The organism is Aliiglaciecola litoralis, from assembly GCF_039523355.1.
GTDB classification, from domain to species: Bacteria; Pseudomonadota; Gammaproteobacteria; order Enterobacterales; family Alteromonadaceae; genus Aliiglaciecola; species Aliiglaciecola litoralis.
Genome location: NZ_BAAAFD010000003.1, coordinates 126429 through 148820 on the forward strand (window position 1 = coordinate 126429; position 22392 = coordinate 148820).

Below are 22392 nucleotides of genomic sequence, written 5' to 3' on the forward strand. Positions count from 1 at the left end.
CCTGAAGTGGCAGAAACTGGCACATTATATATTGTCGCGACACCTATTGGTAATTTAGACGACATAACTCACCGCGCGGTAAAGGTATTACGTGAGGTCGATATTATCGCAGCTGAAGACACGCGCCACAGTCAAAAATTATTACAGCACTGGGAAATAGCGACCAGAATGACGTCGTTGCATGATCATAATGAAGGCCAACGAGCGAAACAATTGATTGAGCAAATTCATTCTGGACTTACCGTAGCACTGATCTCGGATGCCGGCACGCCGCTCATCAGTGATCCTGGCTACAGTTTAGTTAATCAATGTCGAGAGGCGGGTATCCAAGTGATCCCTTTGCCAGGAGCCTGCGCCGCCATAGCCGCATTGTGTGCATCTGGGCTGCCCACCGACCAATTTCGATTTAACGGTTTTTTGCCGGTTAAGCAGGTGGCCAAACAAGCTGCGCTGGAAAAATTAACTGCCGAAAAGGCCACCACTGTGTTCTATGAATCACCCAGACGAGTGGTGAGCACGCTGGAGGCGATTGTAAGTGTGCTTGGTGCAGAGCGTAAAGTGTCTTTGGCAAAAGAAATAACCAAGACCTTTGAAACTTTTTATCACAATACCGCGGGTGAAGTCTTGGCATGGTTACTTGCCGATGATAATCATCAGCGCGGTGAGTTTGTGTTAATGATTGAAGGTGTTGTGGTGGACATGGCGGATTTGCCTGAAGAGAGTCTGGCACTGCTAAAAAGCTTAATGTCAGAATTACCACTTAAAAAGGCCGCAGCATTGACTGCGCAACATTATGGTCTTAAGAAGAATGCGCTTTATCAATATGGGTTAACGCTCAGTGAATAAATTGCGCGCTTTTACCTTATTGGTTGTGATGACCGTGAGTAGCCTTTGTCAAGCCAAATGGTACACCGACAGTCAGGGGATCATGGGCACCAATATCCATACTGAAGTGTGGGCTGACAATGACGATGTGGGAAAACAAGCTGTCAACGCAGTTATGGACGAGATGCAGCGGATTAACCAATTGATGAGCCCGTACATCGAATCCAGTGAGTTATCTCAAATTAATCGTCAGGCGGCTAAACAACCAGTCAAAATATCCGCTGAGATGTTCGAACTCTTGAGCTTATCGTTGGGTTTATCAGCAGAAACGGACGGGGCTTTTGATATCACCTTCGCCAGTGTTGGTTATCTGTATGACTACCGTCAAGGCACCAAACCTGATCAACAAACCATTGATGGACTTAAAGATGCGATTAATTATCGTCATATTCGGTTGGATCCGGTTCAGCAAACCGTGCATTTCGCTCACCCCAAAGTGAAAATTGATTTAGGTGGCATAGCTAAAGGCCATGCGGTGGATAATGCATTGGCAATATTGCGAACTATGGGCATTCAACATGCGTTGGTTACCGCTGGCGGTGACACCGGCCTGATCGGTGACCGTCGTGGACGCCCCTGGAAAGTCGGGGTGCGCGACCCTCGAGATAAAGAAAAACAAGCGGTGATTTTACCGCTAACCAACGTGGCCATGTCGACATCGGGTGACTACGAGCGATACTTTGAAGCGGATGGCCAGCGCTATCATCACATTTTGTCGCCTTTCAGTGGACAGTCATCTTATGAAGTACAAAGTGTGACTATTGTTGGCCCACGCAGTACCTTGAACGATGGTCTGTCTACCGCAGTATTTGTGCTAGGCGTACAAAAAGGTATTGATCTGATCAATCGCACGCGCGGGTATGATGCCATCATTGTCGATAATCAACGTAAATTGCATTATTCCAACGCTTTTTCTGCGGTTGATTAAACGCGAATGAATGTTAATTTTACCGTCAATCGCGGCATGGTGTGGGTGCTATTTGGCACCATTTTGTTTTCCAGCAAAGCGATCATGGTCAAGTTTCTGTATGAGCTTGGCATTGGCTCATTAGAGTTACAAACACTGCGCATGCTGTTTGTGTTGCCCTTTTACGTGGCGATTTTGCTTTGGTCCATGCGCCGAACGGGCTTAGGCAGTTTAAGTGCCAAAGAGTTGCTGTTTTGCATTGCAGCAGGTATTGCCTGTTACCATGTGGCCAGCTATCTCGATTTATTAGGCTTGCAATATATCACTGCGGGTTTGGAGCGTATTATCCTGTTTTGCTATCCGGCCATTGCCATCTTATTTAGTTGGTGGTTTTTAGATGAAAAGCCTAACTCGCGAATTTGGGTCGCGCTGATCTTGTCTTATCTGGGCATTGTAGTGTTCTTTTATGCCGATTTGGGCTTTGGTGGCGAGCAAATCATCTGGGGTAGCTTCCTAGTATTTATCGCCAGCATATTTACCGCTTGGTACATGGTGGCAAATCAACGCTTTTCACGACAAATAGGCAGCCAGCGATTTGTCTCTATTGGCATGATAGCAGCTTGCATTAGCTTATTGATCCACTCGTTTAGTTTAGGCGTGGCCGACCTGTCTCAGTATTCGAATCAACACTATGCGGGCATTGCGATCATGGCAATATTTATGACGCTGATCCCCTCGTTTATGATCAGCGCAGGTGTTAAGCAATTGGGGGCCAGCAAAGCCGGTATTGTCGGCACCATAGGCCCGCTATTTACCATTGTGCTGTCCAACCAATTATTGGGTGAACCTATCTCGTTGCTGCATATACTGGGGTTAGCTTTTGTGCTGGTGGGTATGCACCAGCTCAAAGCCTAAGTATCTGTCAGTTTAAGTTAAATATTAAGAAAGTTTGCTTTTGAAATCTTCAAAGTGGAATTGCTTGATCAAATCAAATTCGCCATTTTTACGGATAATACCGATTGACGGATGCTCCACACCATTAAAAAATGTCGTTTTTACCATGGTGTAGTGGATCATATCTTCAAACACAATCCTGTCGCCGACCTTGAGAGGCTGTTGGAAACTGTAAGTATCAATGACATCGCCAGCCAAACAGGAATTTCCGCCTAGCTTATAGGTATGGGCAGTCTCATTAGGCAATCCGGCATGGCGCACCGCAGGACGATAGGGCATCTCAAGAACGTCAGGCATATGACCGGTTGCTGAGATATCCAAGATAGCGATCTTGCCGTCGTTTTGGACGATATCCACCACCTCAGAAACTAAAGTGCCCACTTGCCAAGCGACTGCCGAACCTGGCTCCATAATGATATGCAGGTTTGGATGGCGTGATTTAAAGGCTTTGAGTGTGGTGATTAAATGTTCCACATCATAGCCTTTGGACGTCATCAAATGTCCACCACCTAAATTAAGCCATTTCAGGTTTGGTAGCCATTTGGCGAAGCGTTTTTCAACCGCTAGCAGTGTACGCTCTGTGGCAAAGGAATCACATTCACACAGGTTGTGAACATGAAAACCTTCGATGTCAGTCAGATCTGCATTTTCCAAGTCTTTGGCCAATACACCTAAGCGTGACCCCGGCGCACTAGGATCGTACAGCTCAGTTTCAGCTTCACGGTGCTCTGGGTTAATCCGCAAGCCAGCAGAGATATTGTGTGACAACACTTGGTCTTTGTAGCGCTGCCACTGCGTTAAGCTGTTGAACGAGATGTGATTGACTAATTGCACCAACTCATCCATGTCCGCTTGTTTATAAGCGGGCGAATAAGCATGCACTTCTTTGTCCATTTCATAGCGAGCAAGCTTAGCTTCCCAAACAGAGCTGGCAGTACAACCTTGCAAATATTGTCCCACCAGATCAAAGGTTGACCACATAGAAAACCCTTTTAATGCCAGAATAATATCGACGCCAGCCTGCTGTTGCACGCGCTGCATCAATTGCAAATTCTGCTCTAGCTTGGACTCCTCACAGACAAAACACGGTGATGGTATATCCGGGCTATACATAGGATCAGGTTGCTGTTTACTCACTCACTTACTCCAACTTAATATCGCTGCTTTTGGATTATGACATTATTTACTAAATGGGCTTTTTTCACATTCCATCACATGCCAAGGCAAGCCGTGCTCATTGAGCATTTCCATGAATGGGTCAGGATCAAATTGCTCCATGTTCCACACACCGTCTTGCTTCCAGGTGCCGTTTAGCATAAGCGCCGCACCAATCATCGCTGGAACGCCTGTGGTATAAGACACCGCTTGTGCGCCAACTTCTTCGAAACAGGCAGCATGATCACAATTGTTGTAGATAAAGATGGTTTTTTCTTTGCCATCTTTAATACCGGTGATATAGGTGCCGATGCACGTCATGCCGGTATAACCTTCCGCCAAAGAACCCGGGTTTGGTAAGACGGCTTTTAAGAACTCCAAAGGAACAATTTTCTGACCTTGGAAATCAATTGGCTCGATGCTCGTCATACCAATGCCTTCTAACACACTCAAGTGATTCAAATAAGCATCACCGAAGGTCATCCAAAAACGTGCGCGCTTAAGGGTAGGGAAGTGCTTAACAATAGATTCCAACTCTTCATGGAACATCAAGTAGGAGGCACGAACACCAATGTTTTGATAGTCTAAGTCTTCACGCACACTCAATGGTTCAGTTTCTTTCCATTCACCGTTTTCCCAGAATCGACCACGTTGGGTGATTTCACGAATATTGATTTCTGGGTTGAAATTAGTCGCGAAGGCTTGGCCGTGATCACCGCCATTACAGTCGACAATATCAAGATAATGGATTTCATCGAAATAATGTTTCGCGGCATAGGCGGTGTAAACGTTGGTAACACCAGGATCGAACCCACTGCCTAATAGCGCCATTATGCCTTTTTCTTTGAATCTGTCTTGATAAGCCCATTGCCAGGAGTATTCGAACTTGGCGACGTCTTTAGGTTCGTAGTTCGCGGTATCAAGATAGTCTGTGCCAGTTGCCAAACACGCATCCATTATCGGTAGGTCTTGGTATGGCAGCGCAAGATTTATCAATAGGTCGGGTTTAACCTGATTGATCAAGGCTTCAACTTCAGATGCATTATCGGCATCTACAGCAAACACCGCTTTGACTCGATCCGCGCCCACTTCGGCTTGCAATGCTTCACATTTAGACACGGTACGGCTGGCTAAATATATTTCATCAAAATGCTCAGGTAAACGTGCACATTTTTTGATCGTGACTGCTGCAACACCGCCAGCACCAATAATTAATACTCGTGACATAATAGGTTCCTAGTTATCTAATCTGCGTTCTTTAGAACAATTGCGCGCATGCTAACATTGAAAGGCGAATTCGCAAAAGTGGAATCTAAAAATAGTCTTTTTGAACCGTTTTGCCAATTAATCCTTGCATGCCTGCAGCGACATTTGTGCCAATTTTTCTTCAACTTTCGCCATGCGTTGTTCTAACGTGCCACTGACGAGCAAGTAAGGCTTGTTGTGTTCATGCATATAAGCTTTCAAAAAGGTTTGGAATTCGTGTCGGTTCGCATCTCCAGAGCGCTCCCATGTATCGTCGTAGGGAATATCTTCCTCGCATAACACGACCAAATCGTACCGGAGCCAGCTTTGTTGCGCTAGACGCTGCAATTCTGGCAGTGCGCTGTCGTGATAGTGCAATGCGAAGTGCCAAGTGGTAAAGGCATTGGTATCGCAGAACAAAAACTGATTGGCCTCAGCAAGTCGCTCCTCTTCTAGTGCTACTTGCGATTGACCAATATGTAACAGTTGTTCAGGCGTTAAGCGGCGGTTAACCTGATGAGCTTGCCAGTATTCGCGGCCGTATTCTTCCACCCAAAGCGTGTTATATTTATCAGCCAATGCCTTGCAAAGAGTTGACTTGCCAGTCGATGGTGCACCTAAAAAAACAATTTTGCGGATCAAGTCTTTGTATACCTCTTCAGATAAAAACCGCCGATGATGAAATAAATCAGCTCTAATTTGTGTTGCGCTTATTGGTATTTTGGCGCGTTGCATATCGATACGAAAGTCTTCACTGTCCAGCGCTTTTGCAACATGATCGCCATAGGCTTCGCTACTAAAAAAATAGTTAAACTTATAATCTTTCAAGAATTGCGTAAGGAACTGATTTTGAATTTCGATCACATGCTGACTGTAGCCTTGATCTTTTGGGCCATTATGCGCTTCTAATACTGTTACTTGTGGGAAGCGTTTTCGGATCCAATTAGCGCGAGTGGACAGACTAATGTGTGGCAATTCATCACAGCGGTAGATCACGACCACTAACTCATCTACGACTTCCAGTGCTTTGCACATCATCCATTCATGACCTTTGTGAAAGGGTGCGAATTTTCCTAGTGTAAAACCACACTTAGCCATGACTCGATCTCGCAAATGAATTTTGATAGCTCTTAAACCACTGCCACTGGCCAATGCAGGCCATGATCAGGAAACAAAAATACAACGCAGAAGTAGGATGTAAGCCTTTTTGCCAATATACCCAAATAGCCACTATATCGACGACAATCCAAAAACTCCAATTAAACAATTTTTTATGCGATAACAACCACTGCGCAACTAAACTGGCGCAAGTGGTAAACGCATCATAATAGGGCAAACTGGCATCGGTTGAGTTAGCCATTGTCCAACCCCAGACGAGGCTTGTAACGGCTACCAGCAACATCATATGGATGTAATACCTCAGGGTCCCGGCGTGCACGATTACATGGTGTTGATCGTCTAAGTTCTTAGACCAAATCCAGTAGCCATAAATCTGAAAGCCAATATAGATAATGTGCAGTAACATATCTGAATAGAGCTTTACCCCAAAGAATATCCAGGCGTACAACGTGACTTGAATAAGCCCGAAGAAAAAACACCAGATACTCCGTTTAATAACCAAATAGACACACAAAAAGCCTGACATGGTCGCTATCCACTCAATCGGTGAGGCGCCAGCAAAGCCCGTTAGCCATTCACTCCAATTTATTGAAAGTTCACTCATTACGTTGGGTGTCCACGTTATTTGCCTCAAGCATTAGCGTGGGTGTCCACGTTATTTGCATTCATAAGGGGGGCCTTGTTATGCGTCGCTGTGGCTTTATGCGATTTAGGATGGGTGTCCATATTAGCTTTTGTACGTGCTAGCGATAAACCCCAGCTCGTTGTTAAGTCACTGGCCCAGTTAATTGAGACTCTGTTCAAAAGGTGGGTGTCCACGCTATTTATTCACTCCAATTTATTGAAAGTTCACTCATTACGGTGGGTGTCCACGTTACTTGCCTCAAGCATTAGAGTGGGTGTCCACATTAGTTCGTGCACCTTGCAGGCCGCCTGTATGGATGGCAAGTATCTTTTGATGTGGTTTGAAGCGGTTGGTTTCAATCATTTGCATGATGGCAAAGAATAATTTCCCTGAGTATACAGGCTCTATCGGGATCTGAGTTTGTTGCATAAATTGCTGGCAAAAATTGACTAAATCGGGGGGGGATTTTGCGTAGCCGCCATGATGAAAGTCATGTTCGATATGCCAGTTTGGCGTTTTTCGCTTGAAATTTGAGTTTGAACTTATTGACTGTTGCGGCACAAAGCGTTCAACCAACTTTTCCAAGTAAGCTTGGCCTTTCAACACGGCAATGCCAATAACATCACTGCCATGCTTTGGTTGCTCATTGATAAGTCCTGCTAGAGTCGCCCCACTGGCTACCGGAGCGATAATGACGTCGTAGCTATTTTGTAACTCACAAACCATAGTGCTGATGCCGGTGAGCGCTTGCTGCTGGGATCCACCTTCTGGAATAATGACACTCTCAGGGAACCGCATACGGAGCTTTTGCAAAAACGCAGACTGGTCTTTTTGCTGATAAGTGAGCTTATCCACATATTCAATTTGTGTACCCCAGTTGATCATATCGTTCAGGGTGGGGGTTAGGCTATTAGAGTAGTTGCCGCGAACCATTGCTAATAAAGGCAACTTAAGCTGCTGGCAGCAATACGATAAAGCATGCAAATGATTGGAATGACCACCGCCGAAACTGATCACTTGATGCACTTTTGTTCTATCTATGTGTCGCAGTGCGTGTTGCAACTTACGCCATTTATTACCGGAAATCGTGGGGTGGAGTAAATCATCTCGCTTTACCCAAACCGATACCTGATGCTGGTTTTGACAATATATTTCCAACTTTTGTTCGGGCGAAGGCGTGCAGATCCCAAGTTGCGACTCCAGCCAAGACGGTTCAGTGGACACTGGTTTGGGCATCATTGCTAGGACTCATCTGACTGATGGAATCGTTTACTTTCTGCATAGGGCGAGAAATGTTGCACTTCGCCAGTGGCACCTTTTTTCTGTGCTTCAATCCAAAATTCCGCGGTCATTAACTCTGGGTGCAGCTTTTTCAGTAGATCTTTTAGTTCTCGTTTACCCACAATGAAGTGTTCAAATTGCTCAGGAAACACGTCTTCAGGAGACACGGACAAAGTGTCCATCGCAAAAGGATCATCCGACTTAGGTAAGGTTCGAAACGTGCGTTGGTTCATCCAACATATCTCGTCGTAATCGTAAAAAATAACACGGCCATGGCGAGTTAGACCAAAATTCTTGTGCAGCATATCGCCTGGAAATATGTTGGCGGCGGCAATTTGCTTGATACACAACCCTAAATCATCAATGGCATTGTAAATTTTTGTCGGATCAGTTTCGGTTTGCAAAAACAAATTGAGCGGCGTCATTTTGCGTTCAATATAAAGATGTTTGATGATCACTTCATTGTCAGTAACCTCTATATTTTTGCTGGCAACGTCTAGCAACTCCTTTAGCAAATCATCTTCGACTCGTTCTTTTGGAAGTCGAAAGTTAACATACTCATGCGTATCGGCCATGCGCCCTACGCGGTCAGTCATTTTAACTAATCGATAACACTCTTTTACTTGCTCACGAGTAACACTTTTACTTTCTGGGAACTCATCTTTGATGATCTTGAATACCACACCGTAGGAGGGGAGATGAAATACCGCCATGACTAATCCCCGAATACCTGGAGCAACGGTAAATTTGTCATCTGTTTCACCAAGATGTTTAAGAAAATTCCGATAAAACACCGTCTTACCGTGCTTGTAATGCCCAATGGCCATATACAATTCGAAGTTTTTCTTGTTTGGCATTAATTCTTGTAAGAACGCGACCACTTCAGCGGGATATAAGGTGTCCGCCATAAAGTAGGCGCGTGCGAAACCAAAGATGACACTTAAATCTTTGTTGTCAGTTAGCAGTGCATCAACCTGTAAATGAGTGTCATCTTTTACCAATAGCGCAATAACAAAGGGCAGGGTTTCGTCTGGCATGCAGATCCTGCCGATGAGATAAGCCGCCTTACCTCGATAAAAAACCGGTTTTAGGATCTCCACTGTGTGTACGCTTGCTAATTGACGACGGTTCAGTCTTTGTCGCAGCGCGGCATCGAGATGTTCCAAGTCTGACTGTTTATTTTTATACGGAATGCTAAAGCGATAAATCGACAATATAGACGCCATCATGGAGCCAACTGTGCCGCTGGTGTCAAAGCTATTGACGATCTTATGTTTATCTCGGCCTGCTATGTAGCATCGGCTAGGCAATACAAACATGATGTCTTCATCAATTTTTTGGTGTTTGTATATTCTGCCTATCACCGAATTGTAAAAAGTTTCAGCTAGCTCGTACTGCGGATGCTGGTTGAGCTGTTCAGCATACTGCTGTTTTACTTCGTGCCAAAACGCGGTGGATTGTTTATGTGGATTGAGCAAGTTATACAATTCCGCCACAGTATCCGACAAGCTTTGTTCATAGATAGAAATACGCTCTTTGATCGCAAATTGGGTGGCTTTCCATTGTGCCTGCTCAAATCTTTGTTTGGCTCCAGAAGTAATGCGGCAGAACCATCGATAGTTCTTTTCGAAACCAAAAAGTATCTGATAAGCGATTTTTTCTTGAATAGTTGGCATGTGTTCTGTACAAGTACTGGAGTAACAACAACACTATTGAAACATAAAAACCCTTAGTTAATAAGAATAATAATAAAAACAAGGAGAGGTTGTGAGTTTCCCTGTATTGATCTGTGATGATTCTGCGATTGCGCGAAAAATGGTGCAACGTAGTTTGCCTGAAAATTTTGCGAGTGAGATCCAACTTGCTTGCAATGGTCAAGAAGCGGTCGATAAATTACGCGAAAAGCCGTTTGCACTGCTATTGCTTGATTTGACAATGCCTATTATGGACGGCATAGAAGTTCTGCAAGAAATTAAAAAACACTGCATCGAAGTCTTTGTTATCGTGATATCTGGCGATATCCAACCCGAGATGAAACTACGTGTTGAAAAGCTCGGTGCCTTGGATTTTATTGAAAAGCCTGTTGATCCACCTAAGCTGATGTCTGTGTTGCAACGATTTGGCCTTTATTAAGCACAGTTGTATTCTAGTTCTAAGATAGAGCGAATAAATTACTGCGATAGCAAATAAAGCAAACTTTGTGTATTGACATATAGACGTCTATACGGCAGATTGATCACATGAAATTAAAAACAATAATAATGAGCACCACCGGCATGATGATGATTACCAGCCCTTTTGGGAAGGTCGCCGGCTAGTGCATTAAAGAAATTTAAAAAAAGCCCGCGAATCTAGCGGGCTTTTTCGTTATTTGGGGGTGAGTTTTATCATGACTAAGCTGACAAAAGAGCAACAAGACGTATACAGGAGCAACAAATGAAGGTGTTGAAATTCGGTGGATCATCCTTGGCTGATTCAAAACGTTACCTGACGGTAAAAGACATCAGTTTAGCCAGTCATCAAGAAGGTGGCGCCGCGGTGGTGTTATCCGCGCCAAAAGGAGTAACTAACGCTCTGTCTCTTCTATGCGAACAAGCCAGTGCAGGCAAAGATTTTGGCGAGCTGTACGCAAAATTAGGGATGACGTTAAATGGCATTGCCGACGACTTAGCGGCAACCTTGCCAGCATTTCGTCGCGCTCGACTGGCCAGCTTTATAGACACTGTGCTGATAGAGCTGAAACAGCATCTTGAAGGCATAAAGTTACTGCAATGCGCTCCGGAACAAATTGTTGCTAAAATTCTCAGTCTGGGTGAATACGTCAGCGTTAATTTATTCAGTGAAATCCTGGCTTCTTTGGGGCAGAAAAATCACATAATCGACCCGGTAAGCTATATTGTTGCTGAAGGCGACTATCTCGATAGCATCGCCGATGTGGCCGTGAGCAAAGCGCGCTTTGCTGATTTTATTTATGACAAACAAGAAACTTTGATCATGCCGGGTTTTGTTGCCGCTAACGCTGAGGGCGAAAAAGTCACACTCGGGCGCAATGGTTCGGATTATTCCGCAGCTATACTAGCCGCCTGTCTTGATGCCGATTGCTGTGAAATATGGACCGACGTTGATGGTGTATACAATGCCGATCCTAATCAGGTGGAAGGTGCCGTTCTATTAGATAAACTCACTTATCAAGAAGCCATGGAGTTGTCTTACTTTGGTGCTAAAGTGTTGCATCCTAAAACGATCGGCCCAATTGCCCAACACCATATTCCCTGTCTAATTCGTAACACGTTAAATCCCTCAGCGCCTGGCACCTTAATTGGCAAAGAATCCAGTGAAATTTGGACCAGTGTAAAAGGTATTTCGCATCTAGATGATATGACAATGTTTAACGTGGCTGGACCGGGCATGAAAGGCATGGTTGGTATGGCAAGTCGAGTATTTGAAGTCATGTCAAATGCGAATATTTCCATCAGCCTGATCACTCAATCTTCTTCGGAGTACAGTATTAGCTTCTGTATTCACAGTAAGGACGCTGATAAAGCGCAAAACTTGCTTGAAGACGCCTTCGCATTAGAACTAGCAAACAATTTACTTGATCCAATTGAAGTGCGTCACGAATTAGCGATCGTCACCTTAGTTGGTGATGGGATGCGACATTCCAAAGGTCTTGCAGCCAAATTCTTTACGTCCTTAGCGCAAGCTAGAGTAAATAATGTGGCTATTGCTCAAGGGTCCTCTGAACGCTCTATTTCTACGGTTATTGAAAGACACCGCGCCAAAGAAGCGGTGAAGGTAGTTCACCAGAATTTTTTCTCCAATTCCCACTCCATTGACGTTTTCCTGGTAGGTTGTGGGAATGTAGGAAAGGAATTATTACAGCAAATGGCCCGTCAGCAACCGCTATTGGCAGATCGCGGCATTAGCCTGAAAGTCTTTGGAATCGCTAACAGTAAGAAGTTGTTGTTGAATCCTCAAGGAATCGACCTCCAAAACGGTTGGGCAGAGTCATTGGCAGGCGCCGACTCGACCTTTTCATTAGATCGATTGCAAGAGTTTGTTCAACAAAACAGTTTGGTCAATCCGGTCATCGTCGATTGCACAAGCAATGAACATATTGCCAGTCAGTATGTTGACCTTATGTCTGCTGGCTTTCACGTTGTCACACCGAACAAAAAAGCCAATACCTGCGATATCGCTTACTACAAAAAGCTACGCGCCACAGCACAACAAACGAACCGACAATTTTTATATGAAACAACGGTAGGAGCAGGTTTGCCGGTTATTGATAATCTGCAGAAATTGATTTTTGCGGGCGACGAACTAAAACGCTTCGAAGGTATTTTATCGGGTTCGTTATCTTACGTCTTTGGCAAGTTGGACGAAGGGTTGAGCTTATCTGAAGCGACGGCAGTGGCTAAAGAATCCGGTTTTACCGAACCAGATCCTCGTGATGATTTATCCGGGATGGACGTGGCCCGAAAATTATTGATTATGGCGCGTGAAGCCGATCTTGAATTGGAATTATCCGATATTGAAATTGAGTCTGTTTTACCTTCGTCTTTTGATGACTCCGGCACTATTGAAGACTTCCTGACCAATTTACCAAAGATTGACGACCACTACCGTCAGTTAATCGATAAAGCGCGAGCAGAAAACAAGGTTTTGCGTTATGTTGGAACCATAGAAAAAGGACACTGCAGGGTTGCATTGAAGGCCGTTGCTAGCGATCATCCGTTATATAGCATTAAAGATGGCGAAAATGCATTAGCAATTCATAGCCACTACTACCAACCCATACCTTATGTTATTCGAGGTTATGGTGCAGGCGCTACGGTGACTGCAGCTGGAGTATTTGCCGATGTTTTACGCACCATGCCTTGGAAACAGGATATTTAATTAATGGCGAAAAAAGTTACAGCTTATGCTCCAGCCTCTATTGGCAATGTCAGTCTTGGATTCGATTTACTCGGTGCGGCGCTTAAGCCAATTGATGGGCACTGCTTAGGAGACAAAGTCGAAGTGAGCTCAGCTGAGCAATTTTCACTAAATGTTGTTGGGCGGTTCGCGCATAAACTACCGGCAGATCCCACTACTAATATTGCGGCTCACTGTTTCCATATGTTCAGCGCTAAGCTCAAAGAAAAGGGAATTCCAGTGTCCGACGTGGCAATGGTATTACACAAAAACTTGCCTATCGGCAGTGGGCTTGGCTCCAGTGCCAGTTCGATTGTGGCTGCATTACATAGTTTAAATGTGTTTTTTGACTCGCCTTTTAGTCAACATCAAATGTTATTGATGATGGGCGAACTCGAAGGACAAATCAGTGGCAGTGTTCATTATGATAACGTAGCTCCTTGCTTTGTCGGTGGCTTGACTTTAATGAATCATCACGGCGACCATATTGCACTTAAGTTGCCGTTGTTCGAAAATTGGTATTGGGTTGTGTGTTACTCAGGTATCAGTGTGTCGACTTCGGTAGCCAGAGACATTCTTCCAAAGCAAGTATCTATTGCCGATACGATAAAGTTTGGTCAACAGTTAGCGGTATTTGTTGATGCTTGCCATAGACAAGATGAAAATTTGGCCGCGGCCATGATGCAAGATGTGGTGGCTGAACCTTATCGCAAGAGCTTGTTACCTAACTTTGACGCCAGCCGTGAATTTGTTATGCAAAATGGTGGGCTTGCATTCGGTATCTCGGGTTCAGGCCCTACTGTATTTGCAATTACTAATGACGCGCAGCATGCAGAAAAAATAAAAGATTGGTTACAACAACACTATATTCAAAACGACGACGGCTTCAGCCACATATGTCGTATAGATGCGCAAGGGGCTGATGCCTCTACGATTATCGCGTGAAACTAGATTAATCAAGAAAGGTAGTAAACAAGTGGAATTGTTCAACTTAAAAGATGAAACCGACTCAGTCAGTTTCGCAGAGGCAGTAAAAAAAGGCTTAGGTAAACATCAAGGGTTATATTTCCCCAAGCAGTTCTCTGTGTTTGATAATATCGACGAAATTTTGGCAAAGCCTTTTGTAGAACGCTCGGTGGAAATATTATCACGGCTTATTGGTGATGAGATGCCTCGAGAGCAGATTCAAGGCATTGTTGAAAAGGCGTTTGTGTTTGACGCTCCGCTCGCTAAAGTTACCGACAACGTTTATTGCTTAGAACTATTTCATGGTCCGACATTAGCATTTAAAGACTTTGGTGGCCGATTTATGGCGCAGGTCTTATCGGTTATAGCTCAGGGAGAGCCGATTACCATTCTGACTGCGACCTCGGGTGACACCGGTGCTGCGGTCGCTCATGCGTTTCATGGTTTAGATAATATCAATGTGGTGATTTTATATCCTAAGGGCAAAATCAGTTTGCTGCAGGAGAAACTGTTTACGACTTTGGGTGACAATATCCACACTGTCTCTATTGATGGTGACTTTGATGCCTGCCAACAATTAGTTAAGACCGCATTTGATGATGCCGATGTACGTGAAGGATTACACCTAAACTCTGCTAACTCGATTAATATTAGCCGCTTGCTCGCCCAAGTCTGCTATTACTTTGAAGCAGTTTCACAATTAACAGATGCACAGCGTAGCGACTTGGTTATCTCTGTTCCCAGCGGAAACTTCGGTAACCTAACTGCTGGTATGATAGCCAAAGTAATGGGCTTACCGATCAAAAAATTTATAGCGTGCACCAATGCTAACGACACTGTGCCGCGTTATCTTAAAACTGGAGAATGGTCTCCTAATCCGACAGTGGCTACTTTGTCCAATGCCATGGATGTTAGTCAACCGAATAACTGGCCTCGCATCGAAGCGTTAATTGAACGAGGCGAAATTGATAAATCAATGTTAGTAGGCGATGCGGTTGATGAGCAATATACGCAACTAGCAATGAAACAACTGGCGCAACTCGGCTATATCAGTGAACCTCACGCAGCTATTGCGTATCGGGCGTTGACGCGCGTTTTAGAAGATCATGAAACCGGTATCTTTTTAGGTACAGCGCATCCTGCTAAATTTAGAGAGAGCGTAGAGACGATTTTAGGACAACCTATAAGTTTGCCTCAACCACTAGCCGATTGTGCCGGAAAAGAAATTTTGTCAGCGCAATTATCAAGTGATTATGCGCAGCTTAAACAGCATATGTTTTCAATCTTAAAGAGTTGACAGTGGCTACGTGGAATGACGTGCTGAGCGACGAAAAGCGCAAACCTTACTTTAAGAAGATCTTAGACTACGTCGCATCCGAAATAGCGGCAGGTAAAACGGTCTACCCAAAGCAAGACGATGTCTTCAATGCGTTTTCGTTAACCGAATTTGACCAAGTTCGAGTCGTCATTCTAGGTCAGGATCCTTATCATGGCCCAGCTCAGGCCAATGGATTGTGTTTCTCCGTTAATGACGGCGTGAAGATTCCCCCTTCGCTGCGCAACATATTTAAAGAGTTAGCCGCCGATATTGATGAGTTTAAGATACCTTCGCGTGGAAACTTAGGCCAATGGGCTCAGCAAGGGGTGCTCATGCTCAATACGGTATTAACCGTGGAAGAAGGCAAGGCGCACTCTCACTCTAAAATTGGTTGGGAGCGATTTACTGACAAAGTGATTAGCGTGTTAAATGCGCAATCACATGGTCTGGTTTTTCTGTTGTGGGGCAGTCATGCACAGAAAAAAGGTAATATCATCGATCGCTCAAAACACACTGTGTTGAGCGCTCCTCACCCTTCACCTTTATCTGCTCATCGCGGCTTTTTTGGATGTGGACATTTTTCTACAACAAATCGAATATTAGCAGAAAAAGGTACCTCTCCAATTAATTGGCAACTTTAAGCTTTATCAGAAAATAAAAAGCCCCGACATCGGGGCTTATTTATTTTAAAGATTAGCTAGCTCTGATTCCAAAGACATATCCATATCTTCTAATTCTTTTCTTAAACGGTAACGATCATGTATCGCTTCAATTTCTCTCCACTTACGCTTTTTGCTTTTAGTTTTAGAAGGGCGGGATTCGGTATCGATCATCGACAATAATTCTTTAGTATCCACTATACGTCTCCATTTTTGTTTGGCGCAAATAAGGCTGGGCAACGATTTAGTTTTTTCCTGACTATTTTCATTACCGACTATGTATTTACCATAAGTACGCGCAAAATAAAACACTTACTTTTACTTTATGTTAACAAATGATGACATTTTCGTGACATTGAGCAGGTCGCGATAGGTCACTACTCCAGTGGCTTTTCATGGTTTCGGTGGTCGAATATGTTAACGAGTTTGTTAACAAGCTTTACAGCTTTGGTCATGTTCAATGCAAGGCTAATTTATTTCATGGCTGTCTACGCTAAATTGGTGGTCGATTATGCAACGGTGTGGTGACTGTCACGCTAATTGGATGGCCGGTTATTTAGAGTAGAAATGGCTGTCCACACCAATTCTATTTCTCAAATCATTGCAAAAGTCATGATGAAATACCCGCCTCAGAAATACGATGTAACAGTGGGTGTCCACGTTACAGAGGTGATACTTGTGGTGGGTGTCCAAATTACAGCCTCAGAAATACGGTGGAGAGTTGGTCTTTACGATAGTGGCGTAAAAGTGGGTGTCCACGTTACGGAGGTGATACTTGTGGTGGGTGTCCAAATTACAGCCTCAGAAATACGGTGGAGAGTTGGTCTTTACGATAGCGGCGTAACAGTGGGTGTCCACGTTACGGAGGTGATACTTGTGGTGGGTGTCCAAATTACAGCCTCAGAAATACGGTGGAGAGTTGGTCTTTACGATAGCGGCGTAACAGTGGGTGTCCACGTTAAAGGGTCTTTACGATAGTGGGGTAAGAGTGGGTGTCCTCGTTAAAGAATATTCGTTTAATCAGAACAAAATATGCCAGTGAGGAGTTTCACTGGCATTTTGTTGTTGGATAACTTTTGAGGGACTTCGATGCTAGATAGCTAAACCTAGCGATTGGCTTGTCTGAATTTTTCGATTAGTTGATTGGTGGAGGCGTCAAATTCGAGTGTGGCATCAGTATTGACTAACTTATCTAACACCTGATTACCTAACACTTTACCTAATTCCACTCCCCACTGGTCAAATGAATTTACGCCCCAAATTGCGCCTTGCACAAAAACTTTGTGCTCATACATAGCTACAAGTGCACCTAAAGTATGAGGATCAAGTTGCTCGAATAACAAGGTGTTGCTGGGTTTGTTACCGGGCATCGTTTTGTGTTTTGCTAAGCCTTTGCGCGCACTTTCGTCCAAGTCGGCTGACGCTAGGTCTGCGTAGCACTCTTGGTATGTTTTTCCTTGCATTAATGCTTGGGTTTGACCAAAACAATTTGAGGCTAGCATGGCGTGATGGATATCGTTTTGTTGTGGTACGTTTAACGGCAACATAAAGTCAGCAGGAATAAGCACTTTGCCCTGATGAATGAGTTGATGGAAAGAGTGCTGTCCGTTGGTGCCTTCACTGCCCCAAATAACAGGGCCAGTCGCATAGTCGATATCGTCCGCTTGGTTGGCCACGCCTTTTCCATTACTTTCCATATCAAGTTGCTGAACGTAAGCAGGAAAACCTCTAAGGTAGTGGTAATAGGGCAACAACACGTGACTTTGTGCACCATGAAAGTTGGTATACCAAACCCCCAATAAACCCAGCAACATTGGCAGATTTTCAGTGGCGGGTGCAGTTTTAAAATGGGTATCCATGGCAAAGGCACCCTCTAACAATGCACGATAGTGCTCATAGCCAACGGTTAGAGCAATAGGAAGACCAATTGCAGACCACAGCGAATAGCGACCACCGACCCAGTCCCACATAGGGAATATGTTATTTTCATCCATGCCAAACTCAACCGCGGCTTTGACATTTGAAGATACCGCTACAAAATGTTTAGCAATATCGTTTTGTGAACCTCCTTGATCCAAAAACCACTGTTTAGCCGTTAGCGTATTTTGTAAGGTCTCTTGGGTGGTAAACGATTTGGAAGACATCACGAACAGTGTGTCGGTATGGTCTAATTTGGCGAGCACATCTTGAATATGGCAAGCATCAACATTAGCGACATAATGCACAGATATCCCATCTTTCCAATAGGGTTTTAATGCTTCAGACATAATTTTGGGGCCAAGGAATGAACCACCAATACCAATACTGACAATGTGTTTTATTGCCTTACCGGTATATCCCTTGTGTTGGCCAGAATGGATCTGTTGCACAAAATCTTTAATTTTGTCTTGTGTCGCTAACACATCGGGCATCACGTCAACACCGTCAACCATTACGGGTTCACCTGAAAAATTACGCAGGGCGGTATGCAACACCGCCCTTTGTTCGGTGTGGTTTATTATTTCACCTGCAAACATCGCATCACGTTTTTGCGGAACTTGTTGACGATGAGCCAGATTAAGTAACCCCTGCAATATGTCGGGATTGATCAAGTTTTTTGAGTAATCTAAGGTGATCCCACAGGCAGATGTCGTGTATTTCGCTGCTCGTTGAGGATCCGCATTGAACCAATCTCGCATATGCTGGCCTTGTATACTTTGCGCCAACTTAGACAAGACATTCCACTGTTCGGTTTGATTTACTGTTGTCATGGTTTCCTCACGTTTCAATTTAAACAGGTTATAAAAGGCTTTTCAGCATGCTTTCTAACTTGTTCTGATCTTTAGCAAAATTTCTGATCCCTTCGGCTAATTTCTCGGTGGCCATAGGATCTTGGTTGTGCTCCCAGCGAAATTCACTTTCGGTCATTCTGGCTCCAGGTGTTTTGCTTGCACCCTTGTCGACTAATTTGGTCTCAAGTCCACCGCTGGTTTGCGATAGCTCTTCTAATAAATTTGGGCTAATGGTTAAACGGTCACAACCGGCTAGTTCAATAATTTCACCGGTATTGCGGAAGCTTGCGCCCATAACGACCGTTTTATAACCGTGTTCTTTGTAGTATTGATAGATATTGCTGACAGATACCACACCTGGATCTTCGTTGGCAGGATAACTGTCTTTACCCGTACTGGCTTTATACCAATCTAAAATACGTCCCACAAAAGGCGATATAAGATAAACACCGGCTTCGGCGCAGGCTCTGGCTTGAGCAAAGCTGAAGAGTAATGTGAGGTTGCAGTTTATACCCTGTTTTTCAAGCTGTTCAGCAGCGCAGATCCCTTCCCACGTTGACGCAAGTTTAATGAGTACACGTTCTTTACTCACGCCTGCTTGTTCGTATAAGCCAATTAGTTTTTTGGCTTTTTCGATACTGCCTTGGGTGTCAAATGACAGTCGAGCGTCAACTTCTGTTGAGATTCGACCCGGCACAATATCAACTATTTCTTTACCGATACTCACCGCCAGCATGTCACCTGCATCTTCAATTTGTTGAACCGGATCACTGGACTGTTGCTTCGCCCATGCAACTGAGCTATCGATTAACGATTTGTATTGAGGTAATTCTGATGCCTTAAGCAACAATGATGGATTAGTTGTGGCGTCAACAGGTTGATATTTCTTTATTGCTTCGATGTCACCTGTATCTGCAACTACAGTAGTGATTTCTCTTAACGCAGCTAATTGATTTGTCATGAATACCTCAGATATAAAATGTTTGGCGAGACTATCGTCAAAGTGATCTAGTCAACTCGAAGTCACGCTAGAAAGTGACCTATAGGGTATAACTGTTGGGGCTGGGTTTCTACTCAATTAGGTTCTCGTTTAGTAAAAAATAGTCTATTTACCACTGCACATCCAGTGAAGCCAATTTTGCCTGTGAGTAGCTAGCCAAAAACCAGCTCTGACATCGAGCTCAGGTTGCTGATTAAACACTCAAGTAAGAATGTGTTTAATACGATCTTTGTTTGAGTGAAAACATAATAGCGTGTTTAAACTCACGTTTAGTAACGCTGCATGCAATGCGATTTACCAATCAATACTGTACAATGCCTGCAAAGTTAAATTAGTTATTACTCGAGGATAGTGAATGCTGTTTGTTGTCTCGCCAGCGAAGAATTTAGATTATGAACAACCCGCGAATACCACACGGTATTCTGAACCTGATTACTTAGATGAATCGCAGAAATTGATCAAGCTATGTCGCAAAAAGTCGCCTGCTGAGCTTTCGAGTCTAATGAATATTAGCGATAAACTCGCGGGATTAAATGCTGCGCGTTTTTCGAGTTGGTCGATTCCGTTTGACACTGACAACGCGAAGCAAGCTGTCTTGGCATTCAACGGAGACGTTTATACTGGGTTAGAAGCACAAAGCTTATCCGAAGACGAGATGCAATTTGCTCAGCAGCATATGCGCATTTTGTCAGGGCTTTATGGACTTTTGCGTCCCTTAGACCTTATGCAACCTTATCGCTTAGAAATGGGCACCAAGCTAGAGAACAGCAAAGGCAAAGATCTTTACGCTTTTTGGGGGGATCAAATTACCAAAGGGCTGAATAAACAGCTTGCTGCACAACAAACGGATGTATTAGTCAATTTGGCGTCCAATGAGTATTTTAAGGCAGTTAAACCGAAAAAGCTTAATGCTCAAATCATCACTCCGGTATTCAAAGATAAGAAAAACGGTCAATATAAAGTGATTAGCTTTTTTGCTAAAAAGGCCAGAGGGCTAATGGCGCGCTATATTATTCAACACAAACTCACCTCTGCAGAGCAACTCAAGGACTTTGATTTAGGTGGTTACCAATTTGCGGAATCTCTCAGTGATAGTAAGCAGTGGGTATTCACCAGAGAAGAGCAACTGGCCTAACCAAGCAACAGGGGGGCTAACGAGTAACCTTTGGTGATTTTTGTTGTCTCAGTTACTGGCAAATCGGTTTACGTACAATTAGATATCGCTAAAGCTTAGTGCTTGCCTGCGATAAAACTTTCACAGGTAGTAACCTGTTTACTTCAAGGAAAGACAATTTTTATGTGTATCAAACATAGCGGTCTTAAAGCCCCTATAGTGGCAACCTTAACTTTGTTAGCTATGAGCCATAATGCTATGTCTCAAGAGGGCCAATTAGAGGCCAATTTTGCTCAATGTGTTGCACAGATTGAGCAACAAGCTAATGCCGCAGGGATCAGTAGCCAGGTAATTGAGCATGCCCTAGGCGATGTAACAAAAATAGACAAAGTGCTTGAATATGATCGTAATCAGCCAGAGTTTGTTCAGACCTTTCCTGCATACCTAAATAAACGGGTGACGCCCTGGCGAATCGATAAAGGGCGAGAGATGCTCGCCAAACACCAAGACTTGCTCGCAAGGTTAACCCAACAATACGGTGTGCCTGCCCACTATCTCGTTGCTTTTTGGGGCTTAGAAACCAACTTCGGTAATTACAAAGGCAAAATGCCAATAATTGATTCCTTAGCAACCTTGGCCTGCGATCCGCGAAGAAGTCAATTTTTCACGCAAGAGTTGTTGGTGGCTTTACAACTAATGCAACGCGAGCAACTTGATAAAAGCAAAATGCTTGGCTCGTGGGCCGGTGCAATGGGACATACGCAGTTTATGCCCTCTGCTTATCTTAATTACGCGGTGGATGGAGATGGCGATAGCAAAGTTGACTTGTGGGACAGTGAAGCGGATGCGTTAAGCTCAGCGGCAAATTTTCTAAATCAGCTGGGCTGGCAAAGCGGGTTTATCTGGGGCCGCGAAGTATTGTTACCCGACTCTCTGGACTACGCTTTAGCCGGCAAAGATCAACGTAAAAGCCTAAGCCAATGGTCGCAGTTAGGACTCACCAGAACAAATCATTCCCCACTACCGGAGAGTGAAGTCGATGCCTCTCTAATTTTACCTACAGGTGCTAAGGGGCCTGCATTCTTAGTGTACAAGAATTTCGATGTGATCATGCGCTGGAACAACTCTGAATCTTACGCGCTAGCCGTGGGATATTTAGCTGATTTGCTCATTGGTAAAGCCCCATGGCATACGCCCTTGCCTGATCTTAAGAGTTACCCTATAAGTCAAATGAAAGACTTACAGACAAACCTCAACGCGTTGGGATTTGATGTGGGAGAGGCTGATGGGATAGCTGGGCCTGCCACTCGCAAAGGTATCCGGGCATTTCAAAAATCAGTTGATTTGACTGCCGATGGTTATCCATCACCAGAGGTGTTTGCCGCAGTGCAAAAAGCCATTGAGGTGCCACAGAATGAGTCAGACATAAAGTAACTAAAAGGCTTTTATGGGCTTCGCTCAGTTTGGTTCGGTTTT

The 22392-nt window shown here is 44.2% G+C and carries 20 protein-coding genes; 11 read left to right on the top strand and 9 right to left on the bottom strand.

Going from position 1 to position 22392, the window contains the following annotated elements; translation table 11 throughout:
• Window positions 1-6: 6 nt before the first annotated feature.
• From rsmI to ABD036_RS07575, 3 genes are read left to right on the top strand one after another with little or no spacing between them, the layout of a single operon-like run.
• Window positions 7-846 carry a 16S rRNA (cytidine(1402)-2'-O)-methyltransferase gene (rsmI, locus tag ABD036_RS07565; protein ID WP_343858273.1) on the top strand — a complete coding sequence of 280 codons (840 nt, stop codon included), beginning with the start codon at window positions 7-9 and terminating at the stop codon, window positions 844-846.
• Window positions 839-1813, top strand: a complete 975-nt coding sequence (locus tag ABD036_RS07570) for an FAD:protein FMN transferase (RefSeq protein ID WP_343858275.1) — start codon at window positions 839-841, stop codon at window positions 1811-1813. The genes rsmI and ABD036_RS07570 overlap by 8 nt, the downstream gene beginning before the upstream one ends.
• 6 nt (window positions 1814-1819) lie before the next feature.
• Window positions 1820-2707 (top strand): DMT family transporter, encoded by an 888-nt coding sequence (locus ABD036_RS07575; RefSeq protein WP_343858277.1) that lies wholly within the window; start codon window positions 1820-1822, stop codon window positions 2705-2707.
• Between the two features lie 24 nt (window positions 2708-2731).
• Here the strand turns inward: ABD036_RS07575 and nspC are convergent, their stop codons facing one another.
• The 6 genes from nspC to aceK form a co-directional block, all read right to left on the bottom strand.
• Entirely contained in the window at window positions 2732-3859 is a 1128-nt protein-coding gene (gene nspC / locus ABD036_RS07580) for a carboxynorspermidine decarboxylase (RefSeq protein WP_343858684.1), read from the bottom strand.
• Between the two features lie 66 nt (window positions 3860-3925).
• On the bottom strand, window positions 3926-5128 hold the full coding sequence (locus ABD036_RS07585) for a saccharopine dehydrogenase family protein (RefSeq protein WP_343858279.1): 1203 nt from the start codon (window positions 5126-5128) through the stop codon (window positions 3926-3928).
• Window positions 5129-5245: 117 nt separating this feature from the next.
• On the bottom strand, window positions 5246-6244 hold the full coding sequence (locus ABD036_RS07590) for an AAA family ATPase (protein ID WP_343858282.1): 999 nt from the start codon (window positions 6242-6244) through the stop codon (window positions 5246-5248).
• Window positions 6237-6854, bottom strand: a complete 618-nt coding sequence (pnuC, locus tag ABD036_RS07595) for a nicotinamide riboside transporter PnuC (RefSeq protein WP_343858686.1) — start codon at window positions 6852-6854, stop codon at window positions 6237-6239. The genes ABD036_RS07590 and pnuC overlap by 8 nt, the downstream gene beginning before the upstream one ends.
• 294 nt (window positions 6855-7148) lie before the next feature.
• Window positions 7149-8129, bottom strand: a complete 981-nt coding sequence (locus ABD036_RS07600) for a 1-aminocyclopropane-1-carboxylate deaminase/D-cysteine desulfhydrase (RefSeq protein ID WP_343858285.1) — start codon at window positions 8127-8129, stop codon at window positions 7149-7151.
• Window positions 8130-8131: 2 nt separating this feature from the next.
• Window positions 8132-9847 carry a bifunctional isocitrate dehydrogenase kinase/phosphatase gene (gene aceK, locus ABD036_RS07605; RefSeq protein ID WP_343858286.1) on the bottom strand — a complete coding sequence of 572 codons (1716 nt, stop codon included), beginning with the start codon at window positions 9845-9847 and terminating at the stop codon, window positions 8132-8134.
• Window positions 9848-9938: 91 nt separating this feature from the next.
• Here aceK and ABD036_RS07610 point away from each other — a divergent pair, with 91 nt between their 5' ends.
• From ABD036_RS07610 to ung, 5 genes are all read left to right on the top strand, one after another.
• The gene (locus ABD036_RS07610) at window positions 9939-10304 is read left to right on the top strand and encodes a response regulator (protein ID WP_343858287.1); all 366 of its coding nucleotides are present in this window, start codon (window positions 9939-9941) and stop codon (window positions 10302-10304) included.
• A gap of 303 nt (window positions 10305-10607) precedes the next feature.
• Window positions 10608-13070 (top strand): bifunctional aspartate kinase/homoserine dehydrogenase I, encoded by a 2463-nt coding sequence (thrA, locus tag ABD036_RS07615; protein WP_343858289.1) that lies wholly within the window; start codon window positions 10608-10610, stop codon window positions 13068-13070.
• Window positions 13071-13073: 3 nt separating this feature from the next.
• The gene (thrB, locus tag ABD036_RS07620) at window positions 13074-14033 is read left to right on the top strand and encodes a homoserine kinase (RefSeq protein ID WP_343858290.1); all 960 of its coding nucleotides are present in this window, start codon (window positions 13074-13076) and stop codon (window positions 14031-14033) included.
• A gap of 31 nt (window positions 14034-14064) precedes the next feature.
• The gene (gene thrC, locus ABD036_RS07625; RefSeq protein ID WP_343858292.1) at window positions 14065-15351 is read left to right on the top strand and encodes a threonine synthase; all 1287 of its coding nucleotides are present in this window, start codon (window positions 14065-14067) and stop codon (window positions 15349-15351) included.
• Between the two features lie 2 nt (window positions 15352-15353).
• On the top strand, window positions 15354-16013 hold the full coding sequence (ung, locus tag ABD036_RS07630; protein WP_343858294.1) for a uracil-DNA glycosylase: 660 nt from the start codon (window positions 15354-15356) through the stop codon (window positions 16011-16013).
• A 45-nt stretch (window positions 16014-16058) separates the two neighbouring features.
• On the opposite strand, the gene ABD036_RS07635 is transcribed toward ung, so the two are convergent.
• Complete coding sequence (locus ABD036_RS07635; protein ID WP_343858688.1) at window positions 16059-16229, bottom strand: DUF3545 family protein; 171 nt, start codon at window positions 16227-16229, stop codon at window positions 16059-16061.
• Between the two features lie 369 nt (window positions 16230-16598).
• Between ABD036_RS07635 and ABD036_RS07640 the strand changes: the two genes are divergently transcribed.
• Complete coding sequence (locus tag ABD036_RS07640) at window positions 16599-17009, top strand: hypothetical protein (RefSeq protein WP_343858296.1); 411 nt, start codon at window positions 16599-16601, stop codon at window positions 17007-17009.
• Window positions 17010-17137: 128 nt separating this feature from the next.
• On the opposite strand, the gene pgi is transcribed toward ABD036_RS07640, so the two are convergent.
• Window positions 17138-18781 carry a glucose-6-phosphate isomerase gene (pgi, locus tag ABD036_RS07645; RefSeq protein WP_343858298.1) on the bottom strand — a complete coding sequence of 548 codons (1644 nt, stop codon included), beginning with the start codon at window positions 18779-18781 and terminating at the stop codon, window positions 17138-17140.
• A gap of 28 nt (window positions 18782-18809) precedes the next feature.
• On the bottom strand, window positions 18810-19763 hold the full coding sequence (gene tal, locus ABD036_RS07650; RefSeq protein ID WP_343858300.1) for a transaldolase: 954 nt from the start codon (window positions 19761-19763) through the stop codon (window positions 18810-18812).
• Window positions 19764-20157: 394 nt separating this feature from the next.
• Between tal and yaaA the strand changes: the two genes are divergently transcribed.
• Complete coding sequence (gene yaaA, locus ABD036_RS07655; RefSeq protein WP_343858302.1) at window positions 20158-20937, top strand: peroxide stress protein YaaA; 780 nt, start codon at window positions 20158-20160, stop codon at window positions 20935-20937.
• 162 nt (window positions 20938-21099) lie between these two features.
• Window positions 21100-22350, top strand: a complete 1251-nt coding sequence (locus ABD036_RS07660) for a lytic murein transglycosylase (RefSeq protein WP_343858304.1) — start codon at window positions 21100-21102, stop codon at window positions 22348-22350.
• Window positions 22351-22392 lie beyond the last annotated feature (42 nt).

What these genes read in the sequence shown, in the direction of transcription:
- ABD036_RS07575 (WP_343858277.1), top strand. Translation starts at nt 1,820, where the DNA reads ATGAATGTTAATTTTACCGTCAATCGCGGCATGGTGTGGGTGCTATTT.
- nspC (WP_343858684.1), bottom strand. Translation starts at nt 3,859, where the DNA reads ATGTATAGCCCGGATATACCATCACCGTGTTTTGTCTGTGAGGAGTCC.
- ABD036_RS07585 (WP_343858279.1), bottom strand. Translation starts at nt 5,128, where the DNA reads ATGTCACGAGTATTAATTATTGGTGCTGGCGGTGTTGCAGCAGTCACG.
- ABD036_RS07590 (WP_343858282.1), bottom strand. Translation starts at nt 6,244, where the DNA reads ATGGCTAAGTGTGGTTTTACACTAGGAAAATTCGCACCCTTTCACAAA.
- ABD036_RS07600 (WP_343858285.1), bottom strand. Translation starts at nt 8,129, where the DNA reads ATGATGCCCAAACCAGTGTCCACTGAACCGTCTTGGCTGGAGTCGCAA.
- aceK (WP_343858286.1), bottom strand. Translation starts at nt 9,847, where the DNA reads ATGCCAACTATTCAAGAAAAAATCGCTTATCAGATACTTTTTGGTTTC.
- thrA (WP_343858289.1), top strand. Translation starts at nt 10,608, where the DNA reads ATGAAGGTGTTGAAATTCGGTGGATCATCCTTGGCTGATTCAAAACGT.
- thrB (WP_343858290.1), top strand. Translation starts at nt 13,074, where the DNA reads ATGGCGAAAAAAGTTACAGCTTATGCTCCAGCCTCTATTGGCAATGTC.
- ABD036_RS07640 (WP_343858296.1), top strand. Translation starts at nt 16,599, where the DNA reads ATGGCTGTCCACACCAATTCTATTTCTCAAATCATTGCAAAAGTCATG.
- pgi (WP_343858298.1), bottom strand. Translation starts at nt 18,781, where the DNA reads ATGACAACAGTAAATCAAACCGAACAGTGGAATGTCTTGTCTAAGTTG.
- tal (WP_343858300.1), bottom strand. Translation starts at nt 19,763, where the DNA reads ATGACAAATCAATTAGCTGCGTTAAGAGAAATCACTACTGTAGTTGCA.
- yaaA (WP_343858302.1), top strand. Translation starts at nt 20,158, where the DNA reads ATGCTGTTTGTTGTCTCGCCAGCGAAGAATTTAGATTATGAACAACCC.
- ABD036_RS07660 (WP_343858304.1), top strand. Translation starts at nt 21,100, where the DNA reads ATGTGTATCAAACATAGCGGTCTTAAAGCCCCTATAGTGGCAACCTTA.